Origin of the sequence: Streptomyces sp. N35, from assembly GCF_016464295.1 — a bacterium.
Taxonomy (GTDB): Bacteria; Actinomycetota; Actinomycetes; order Streptomycetales; family Streptomycetaceae; genus Streptomyces.
The window spans coordinates 55,944-65,010 of the sequence record NZ_JAEIMH010000055.1 but is presented as its reverse complement, the minus strand read 5'-3'; the positions used below and the strand labels follow the sequence as shown (position 1 = coordinate 65,010).

General features: G+C 68.7%; 5 protein-coding genes. 4 read left to right on the top strand and 1 reads right to left on the bottom strand.

Annotated features, from left to right (window positions below):
• The coding region (locus JAO81_RS27305; RefSeq protein WP_199550597.1) for an IucA/IucC family siderophore biosynthesis protein at positions 1-1,616 on the top strand (1,616 nt) is incomplete at its 5' end.
• A gap of 61 nt (positions 1,617-1,677) precedes the next feature.
• The gene (locus JAO81_RS27300) at positions 1,678-3,780 is read left to right on the top strand and encodes an ATP-dependent DNA helicase (protein WP_199550596.1); all 2,103 of its coding nucleotides are present in this window, start codon (positions 1,678-1,680) and stop codon (positions 3,778-3,780) included.
• Positions 3,781-3,948: 168 nt separating this feature from the next.
• Here JAO81_RS27300 and lexA read toward each other — a convergent pair whose 3' ends face one another.
• Complete coding sequence (gene lexA, locus JAO81_RS27295) at positions 3,949-4,734, bottom strand: transcriptional repressor LexA (RefSeq protein ID WP_199550595.1); 786 nt, start codon at positions 4,732-4,734, stop codon at positions 3,949-3,951.
• Positions 4,735-5,190: 456 nt separating this feature from the next.
• Here lexA and nrdR point away from each other — a divergent pair, with 456 nt between their 5' ends.
• Together nrdR and JAO81_RS27285 are read left to right on the top strand one after the other, a co-directional pair.
• Positions 5,191-5,727, top strand: coding sequence for a transcriptional regulator NrdR (gene nrdR, locus JAO81_RS27290; RefSeq protein ID WP_199550594.1), 537 nt, complete (start codon positions 5,191-5,193; stop codon positions 5,725-5,727).
• 178 nt (positions 5,728-5,905) lie between these two features.
• The gene (locus JAO81_RS27285; protein WP_199550593.1) at positions 5,906-8,800 is read left to right on the top strand and encodes a vitamin B12-dependent ribonucleotide reductase; all 2,895 of its coding nucleotides are present in this window, start codon (positions 5,906-5,908) and stop codon (positions 8,798-8,800) included.
• The last annotated feature ends 267 nt before the right edge of the window (positions 8,801-9,067 follow it).

The window sequence follows — 9,067 nt, the reverse complement described above, 5'->3', positions numbered from 1 at the left end:
AGGCGGCGCCCCCCGCCGCCGCCCCGACGGGGCGGCCGCCCGCCGCCACGGACGGCCGGCCCCACGCCGACACGCACCACGAACCCCCCTGTACCGACCCCATCCGCTTCATCACCGCCGCCCGCCGCACCCTCGGCCTCGACGGCTCCACGCTCGGCCACCTCATCCACGAGCTGAACGCCACGCTCGCCGCCGACACCCGCCTCGACCACACCGCCCTGACCGCGGCGGCCCTCGCCGACCTCGACTACGCCGCGCTCGAAGGCCACCAGACCGGCCACCCCTGGCTCGTACTCAACAAGGGACGGCTCGGCTTCTCCGCCCAGGACCGCGCCCGGTGGGCCCCCGAAGCGCGCCTGCCGGCCCAGCTCCCCTGGATCGCGGTCAGCCGCGAGCTGGCCTCGTATCGCGGAGTGCGCGGCCTGGACACCCCCGAGCAGCTGTACGCACGCGAGCTGGACGCGGCCGCCCGCGCCGCTTTCGACGAGACGCTCCGTACGCGCGGCCTGGACCCCGCGCGCTTTCTGCTGCTGCCCGTACATCCCTGGCAGTGGGACGAGATCGTGCTGCCCCTGTTCGCGTCGTCCGTCGCGGCCGGCGACATTGTTCCGCTGGCGCCCGACGGCGATCTGCGCCTGCCGCAGCAGTCCATCCGCACCTTCCTCAATGTGTCGCACCCCGAGCGGCACACCGTGAAACTCCCGCTGTCCATCCTCAACACCCTGGTCTGGCGCGGACTGCCCACCGAACGCACCGCCGCCGCCCCCGCGGTCACCGCCTGGGTGCACGCGCTGCGCGACGCCGACCCGTTCCTGCGCGACGAGACCCGCGCCGTCCTGCTGGGCGAGATCGCCTCGGTCACCGTCGAGCATCCCGTCTACGACGGCCTGGCGGAGGTCCCGTACCAATACAAGGAACTCCTCGGCGCGATCTGGCGCGAGCCGCTCGGCCGCTACCTCGACAAGGGCGAACGAGCCCGCACCCTCGCCTGCCTGCTCCACGTCGATCCGCACGGCAGAGCGTTCACCGCCGAACTCGTCGGCCGCTCCGGCCTGGCCCCCGAGGCCTGGCTGCGCCGCCTGTTCGGTGCGCTCCTGCCGCCCCTGCTCCACTTCCTCTACCGGTACGGCACGGTCTTCTCGCCCCACGGCGAGAACACGATCGTCGTCTTCGACGAGCAGGACATCCCGGTCCGTCTCGCGGTCAAGGACTTCGTCGACGACATGAACGTCAGCGCCGTGCCACTGCCCGAGCACGACTCCATGCCCGAGGACGTCCGCGCGGTGCTCCTGACCGAGCCGCCGGACTTCCTCACCCAGTTCATCCACTCGGGGCTCTTCGTCGGCGTCTTCCGCTATCTCGCGCCGCTGTGCGAGCAGCAACTGGGTGTGTCCGAGGGGGATTTCTGGTCTCTCGTACGGGCCGAGATCCTGCGCTACCAGGCGCGTTTTCCGGAGCTCAAGGACCGTTTCGAGACCTTCGACCTGCTCGGGGAGCGCATCGCCCGGCTCTGTCTCAACCGCAACCGTCTGCACCTCGACGGCTACCGCGACCGGCCCGAACGCCCGCACGCGGCGGTGCACGGCACGGTCCCGAACCCTCTGCACCGGCCTTGAGAGCGGCTGTGCGGCCTCCGAGCGAAGGAATGTCAGTGGACCCGTTTAGGGTGGTCGGCCTATGACGAAACCCTCACTCCCCGAACTCCTGCATGCTGCCGTCACAGCCGTCGGCGGTACGGAGCGTCCTGGCCAGGTGGCGATGGCCGAGGCGGTCGCCGAAGCCATCGACGGCGGCTCGCATCTCCTTGCCCAGGCGGGCACGGGCACCGGAAAGTCCCTGGGCTATCTGGTCCCGGCCCTCGCGCACGGGGAGCGCGTGGTCGTCGCCACGGCCACGCTCGCACTCCAGCGCCAGCTGGTGGAGCGCGACCTGCCGCGCACCGTGGAGGCGCTGCATCCGCTGCTGCGCCGCAAGCCGCAGTACGCGATGCTCAAGGGCCGCTCCAATTACCTGTGTCTGCACCGGCTCCATGAAGGTGTGCCGCAGGAAGAGGAGGAGGGGCTCTTCGATCAGTTCGAGGCGGCCGCGCCCACCAGCAAGCTGGGCCAGGACCTGCTGCGGATGCGGGACTGGGCGGACGAGACCGAGACCGGCGACCGGGACGATCTGACCCCGGGCGTCTCCGACCGGGCCTGGTCGCAGATCTCCGTCTCCTCGCGGGAGTGTCTGGGCGCCACGAAGTGCGCGTACGGCGCGGAGTGCTTCGCGGAGAGCGCACGCGAACGCGCCAAGCTAGCCGACGTGGTCGTCACCAACCACGCGCTGCTCGCGATCGACGCCATCGAGGGCGCTCCCGTGCTGCCGCAGCACGAGGTCCTGATCGTCGACGAGGCGCATGAGCTGGTCTCCCGGGTCACGGGTGTCGCCACCGGCGAGCTGACGCCCGGCCAGGTCAACCGTGCGGTGAAGCGCGCCGCCAAGCTGGTCAACGAGAAGGTCGCGGACCAGCTGCAGACCGCGGCCGAGGGCTTCGAACGAGTGATGGAACTGGCCTTGCCCGGCCGGCTGGAAGAGATCCCCGAAGACCTCGGCTATGCGCTGCTCGCCCTTCGTGACGCCGCCCGCAATGTGATCTCCGCGCTCGGCTCGACCCGCGACCGGTCGGTGCAGGACGAGGACGCGGTACGCAAGCAGGCACAGGCCTCGGTGGAGTCGGTCCACGATGTCGCGGAGCGGATCACCAACGGCTCGGAGTGGGACGTCGTCTGGTACGAGCGGCACGACCTCCGCGGCGGAGCCGCCAATCGATACAGCGGGGCCTCGCTCCGCGTCGCACCGATGTCCGTCTCGGGCCTGCTGCGCGAGAAGCTCTTCACCGACCGCTCGGTGACGCTCACTTCGGCGACGCTGAAGCTCGGCGGGGACTTCAACGGGGTGGGTGCCTCGCTCGGTCTCGCCCCGGAAGGCACGGCCGGCACCGGGGAGTCCGAGGACCTCCCGGTGTGGAAGGGCGTCGACGTCGGTTCGCCCTTCGACTACCGCAAGCAAGGAATCCTGTACGTCGCGAAGCATCTGTCGCGCCCGGCGCGGGACGGCGACCGCGCGGACATGCTCGACGAGCTCACCGAGCTGATCCAGGCAGCCGGCGGTCGCACGCTCGGTCTGTTCTCGTCGATGCGCGGTGCCCAGCAGGCGGCCGAGGAGCTGCGGTCACGGATCCCCGAGTTCCCGATCCTGCTCCAGGGCGAGGAGACCCTCGGCGAGCTGATCAAGAACTTCGCGGCCGACCCGAAGACCTGCCTCTTCGGCACGCTCTCGCTCTGGCAGGGAGTGGATGTACCGGGTGACAGCTGTCAGCTGGTGGTCATGGACAAGATCCCGTTCCCCAGGCCCGACGATCCGCTGATGAGCGCGCGCCAGAAGGCGGTCGAGGAGAACGGCGGCAATGGCTTCATGGCCGTCGCGGCCACGCATGCGGCGCTGCTGATGGCTCAGGGCGCGGGCCGTCTCGTACGGGCGTCGGGGGACAAGGGTGTGGTGGCGGTCCTCGATCCCCGTCTGGCCACGGCCCGTTACGGCAGCTACCTCAAGTCCTCGATGCCGGACTTCTGGTACACGACCGACGGCAACCAGGTCCGCCGGTCCCTGTCGGCGATCGACGCGGCGGCCAAGGCGGCGGACGTCGATACGGCGGCCGAAGCGGCGGACGTCGAGGTGGCCGCCAAGGCGGCGGACGTCGACGTGGAGGAGCAGGCCGCGGCCGAGGCGGACGAGGAGTAGCACGCTGCTTCGTGCGTACGGAGAGGGGCCCTGCCGCCGGAAAGCACGGAGCGGGGCCTGCCACCGGCACAGCGCGGGGTCCCGCTGCCGGACAGCACAGGGCCCCGGAACCGGCGCAGGTGGTTCCGGGGCCCGGTCAGGGGCGGACGGGAGGTCCCGTCGCGGACCTTAGACGCGGCGCAGCACCGCCACGACCTTGCCGAGGATGGTTGCCTCGTCGCCGGGGATCGGCTGGTACGCCGCATTGTGCGGGAGCAGCCAGACATGGCCGTCCTCGCGCTTGAAGCGCTTGACCGTGGCCTCGCCGTCGAGCATGGCGGCGACGATGTCACCGTTCTCGGCGACGGGCTGGCGGCGGACCGTGACCCAGTCGCCGTCGCAGATCGCGGCCTCGATCATCGAGTCACCGACGACCTTGAGGACGAAGAGCTCACCGTCACCGACGAGCTGGCGCGGCAGCGGGAACACGTCCTCGACCGACTCCTCGGCGAGGATCGGGCCACCGGCCGCGATCCGGCCGACGAGCGGGACGTAGGACGCCGCGGGCTTGCCTGCGGTGTCCGTGGGCTGGCTGCTGCCCTGGTCGGAGCCGCGCACCTCGTACGCCCGGGGGCGGTGCGGGTCGCGGCGCAGGAAGCCCTTGCGCTCCAGGGCCATCAGCTGATGGGCCACGGAGGACGTGCTGGACAGGCCCACGGCCTGGCCGATCTCGCGCATCGACGGCGGGTAACCACGCCGCTGCACGGAGTCCCGGATCACCTCGATCACCCGGCGCTGCCGGTCCGTGAGTCCCGAGCTGTCGGCCCTGATGCCAGGAGGTCGGCCAGGGAGCGAGCGGGCAGGCTTCTGCCCCTCCGGGGTCATACCGGAGTCATTCATGGCGTGCACCGCCTCGAGTCGGCCCTGGGAGCGATCCTGGGCGGTGATGCTGGCACTGTCTGCGGTGGTGGTCACGGCGGCCCCTTCCGAGAATGGTCTCCCTAGTCGGACAACGGTAGTAGCTTTCGAAAGGTTGCGCCAAACACACGTTCGAGTGAAAAACTCTGCATCGCCTGACGTGATCATGTGCTCGGGTGTACTGCCGAAGCTCGAACAGGGTCCGTTCCCGTGAGCGTCACAGTCTGCCATCGGCCGCCGCGCGGGATGCGGCCCCATCCGTCGCGTACCCTTTTCAACGCCTCCCGCAGGCAACGCTCATGGCCTTCCGCAAGCGACACGCGATGGTGCCGAGAATGCGGCCAAACCCCAGATCTAGTGGTTGGATTGGCGTAGCCGCCCAGAAGTTGTGGTCCCTGGTCCTATGGGCCTCGGTCATCGCCTATGCTGGGGGTCGCTTCGGGCGGGGCAGCGGTGGCAAACCGCGCCTTGTGAGAGGCCATTCAGTCGTGCTGTGAAGGAGGGTTGGGAGCGATGCACTGTCCCTTCTGCAGGCACCCCGACAGCCGGGTCGTCGACTCTCGTACGACCGACGACGGCACGTCGATCCGCAGGCGCCGGCAGTGTCCGGACTGCACCCGTCGCTTCACCACCGTCGAGACCTGCTCGCTGATGGTGGTCAAGCGCAGCGGAGTGACCGAACCCTTCAGCCGTACCAAGGTCATCAATGGTGTGCGCAAGGCATGCCAGGGGCGGCCCGTCACGGAGGACGCACTCGCCCAGCTCGGCCAGCGGGTCGAGGAGGCGGTGCGCGCCACCGGCAGTGCCGAGCTGACCACCCACGACGTGGGACTGGCCATACTCGGCCCGTTGCAGGAGCTCGACCTCGTCGCGTACCTGCGCTTCGCGTCCGTCTACCGGGCGTTCGACTCACTCGAGGACTTCGAGGCGGCCATCACCGAGCTGCGGCATGTGCAGGAGTTTGCCGCCGGCGCCGAGGACGCACCCGAAGCGGAGCAAGCGGGACCCCCGGGGACTGACGTCCCCGCTCCCGCCACCGCCGCCGACTGACCGGCGGGCCGGGCTGCGGGCCCCTTGGCGGGGTGTTCGCGGGGCCGGTCCTGCGGCCGATCGGCGGCCAGAAGACCTGTTGCGGGCGGTATAGCGGCGCTCGCGGCATCAGACACACATCACGCCTCGGGAAGAGCGGGGCACTCTGGGGCGTTTTAGCCCGATATAGGGAGGCGGCATGACCGAGACGACGAGCGGCCCGGCACGAGGTTCCCGCGCCAAGGGAACCAAGGCCAGCAAGGGTCTGCGTATCGAGCGCATTCACACCACCCCCGGCGTGCACCCGTACGACGAGGTCCAGTGGGAGCGCCGTGACGTCGTCATGACCAACTGGCGCGACGGCTCGGTCAACTTCGAGCAGCGTGGCGTCGAGTTCCCCGACTTCTGGTCGGTGAACGCGGTCAACATCGTCACCAGCAAGTACTTCCGCGGGGCCGTCGGCACCCCGCAGCGCGAGACCGGTCTGAAGCAGCTGATCGACCGGATCGTGAAGACCTACCGCAAGGCCGGTGAGGACTACAGCTACTTCGCCTCGCCCGCCGACGCCGAGATCTTCGAGCACGAGCTGGCCTACGCCCTCCTGCACCAGATCTTCAGCTTCAACTCCCCGGTGTGGTTCAACGTCGGTACGCCGCAGCCGCAGCAGGTCTCCGCGTGCTTCATCCTGTCCGTCGACGACTCCATGGAGTCGATCCTCGACTGGTACAAGGAAGAGGGCATGATCTTCAAGGGCGGCTCCGGCGCCGGCCTGAACCTCTCCCGTATCCGCTCCTCCAAGGAGCTCCTGTCCTCGGGCGGCAACGCCTCGGGTCCGGTCTCCTTCATGCGCGGTGCCGACGCCTCGGCCGGAACCATCAAGTCCGGTGGCGCCACCCGCCGCGCGGCCAAGATGGTCATCCTCGACGTCGACCACCCCGACATCGAGAACTTCATCGAGACCAAGGTGAAGGAAGAGGAGAAGATCCGCGCGCTGCGTGACGCGGGCTTCGACATGGACCTGGGCGGCGACGACATCACGTCCGTCCAGTACCAGAACGCCAACAACTCGGTCCGTGTGAACGACACGTTCATGAAGGCGGTCGAGGAGGGCGGCAAGTTCGGTCTCACCTCCCGTATGACCGGCGAGGTCATCGAGGAGGTCGACGCCAAGTCGCTCTTCCGCAAGATGGCCGAGGCGGCCTGGGCCTGTGCCGACCCCGGCATCCAGTACGACGACACCATCAACGCGTGGCACACCTGCCCGGAGTCCGGCCGGATCAACGGCTCGAACCCGTGCTCCGAGTACATGCACCTGGACAACACCTCGTGCAACCTCGCCTCGCTGAACCTGATGAAGTTCCTCAAGGACGACGGTCTGGGCAACCAGTCCTTCGAGTCCGAGCGCTTCGCCAAGGTCGTCGAGCTGGTCATCACCGCGATGGACATCTCGATCTGCTTCGCGGACTTCCCGACGCAGAAGATCGGAGAGAACACCCGCGCCTTCCGTCAGCTGGGCATCGGTTACGCCAACCTCGGCGCCCTGCTCATGGCTACGGGTCACGCGTACGACAGCGACGGCGGCCGTGCGCTCGCCGGAGCCATCACCTCGCTGATGACCGGCACCTCGTACAAGCGCTCCGCCGAACTGGCCGCGGTCGTCGGCCCGTACGACGGATACGCCCGTAACGCCTCGCCGCACAAGCGCGTCATGAAGCAGCACGCCGACGCCAACGGCAAGGCCGTCCGCATGGACGACCTGGACACCCCGATCTGGGCCGCCGCCACGGAGGCCTGGCAGGACGTGATCCGCCTCGGCGAGAAGAACGGCTTCCGCAACGCGCAGGCCTCGGTCATCGCCCCGACCGGCACCATCGGTCTCGCGATGTCCTGCGACACCACCGGCCTCGAGCCCGACCTCGCCCTGGTCAAGTTCAAGAAGCTGGTCGGCGGCGGCTCGATGCAGATCGTCAACGGCACCGTGCCGCAGGCCCTGCGCCGCCTGGGCTACCAGGAGGAGCAGATCGAGGCGATCGTCGCCCACATCGCCGACCACGGCAATGTCGTCGACGCCCCGGGTCTCAAGCACGAGCACTACGAGGTGTTCGACTGCGCGATGGGCGAGCGCTCCATCTCCGCGATGGGCCACGTCCGCATGATGGCCGCGATCCAGCCGTGGATCTCGGGCGCCCTGTCCAAGACGGTCAACCTGCCGGAGACGGCGACCGTCGAGGACGTCGAAGAGGTCTACTTCGAGGCGTGGAAGATGGGCGTCAAGGCGCTCGCCGTCTACCGCGACAACTGCAAGGTCGGCCAGCCCCTCTCCGTGCAGAAGAAGGAGAAGGAGAAGGAGGCGGTCACCGCCAAGGCCGAGGACACCATTCGTACGGCCGTCGAGAAGGTCGTCGAGTACCGTCCCGTCCGCAAGCGTCTGCCCAAGGGCCGGCCCGGCATCACCACGTCCTTCACGGTCGGTGGCGCCGAGGGTTACATGACCGCCAACTCCTACCCGGACGACGGTCTCGGTGAGGTCTTCCTGAAGATGTCCAAGCAGGGTTCGACCCTCGCGGGCATGATGGACGCCTTCTCGATCGCCGTGTCGGTCGGTCTGCAGTACGGCGTGCCGCTCGAGACGTACGTCTCGAAGTTCACCAACATGCGCTTCGAGCCGGCCGGTATGACGGACGACCCGGACGTGCGGATGGCGCAGTCGATCGTCGACTACATCTTCCGCCGCCTGGCGCTCGACTTCCTGCCGTTCGAGACGCGTTCGGCGCTCGGCATCCACTCGGCCGAGGAGCGTCAGCGTCACCTGGAGACGGGTTCTTACGAGCCCACCGAGGAAGAGCTCGACGTCCAGGGCCTGGCCCAGTCGGCGCCGCGTGCCCAGGAGCTGAAGGCCGTCGAGACGCCGAAGGCCGCTGTCGCCGCCGAGAAGGCCGCTCCGCAGCAGGCGCACACCAGCGCCGAGCTCGTGGAGATGCAGCTGGGCATCCAGGCGGACGCCCCGCTCTGCTTCTCCTGCGGTACGAAGATGCAGCGCGCCGGCTCGTGCTACATCTGCGAGGGCTGCGGCTCCACCAGCGGCTGCAGCTGATACCAGGCGGAATTGCATCGGATGCAACATCCGACGTAGTGCGCGCACGTAGCTGACCAGCAGCTCACGAAGGGGACCGACCTTGAGTCGGTCCCCTTCGTCGTGCTCGTGACCTAACCGCGTAACCAACTCAACTGTTCGGAGATTGAATAGCCACGGGGCGCGCATCAGGCTGGCCCGTAACTCCGCTCGGTGGGTGCAGTACGCGAAGAGGGACTGGCTGGACTACGTAGCAGAACGTGCAGGTGCGCGGGAAAGTAGGTCTGG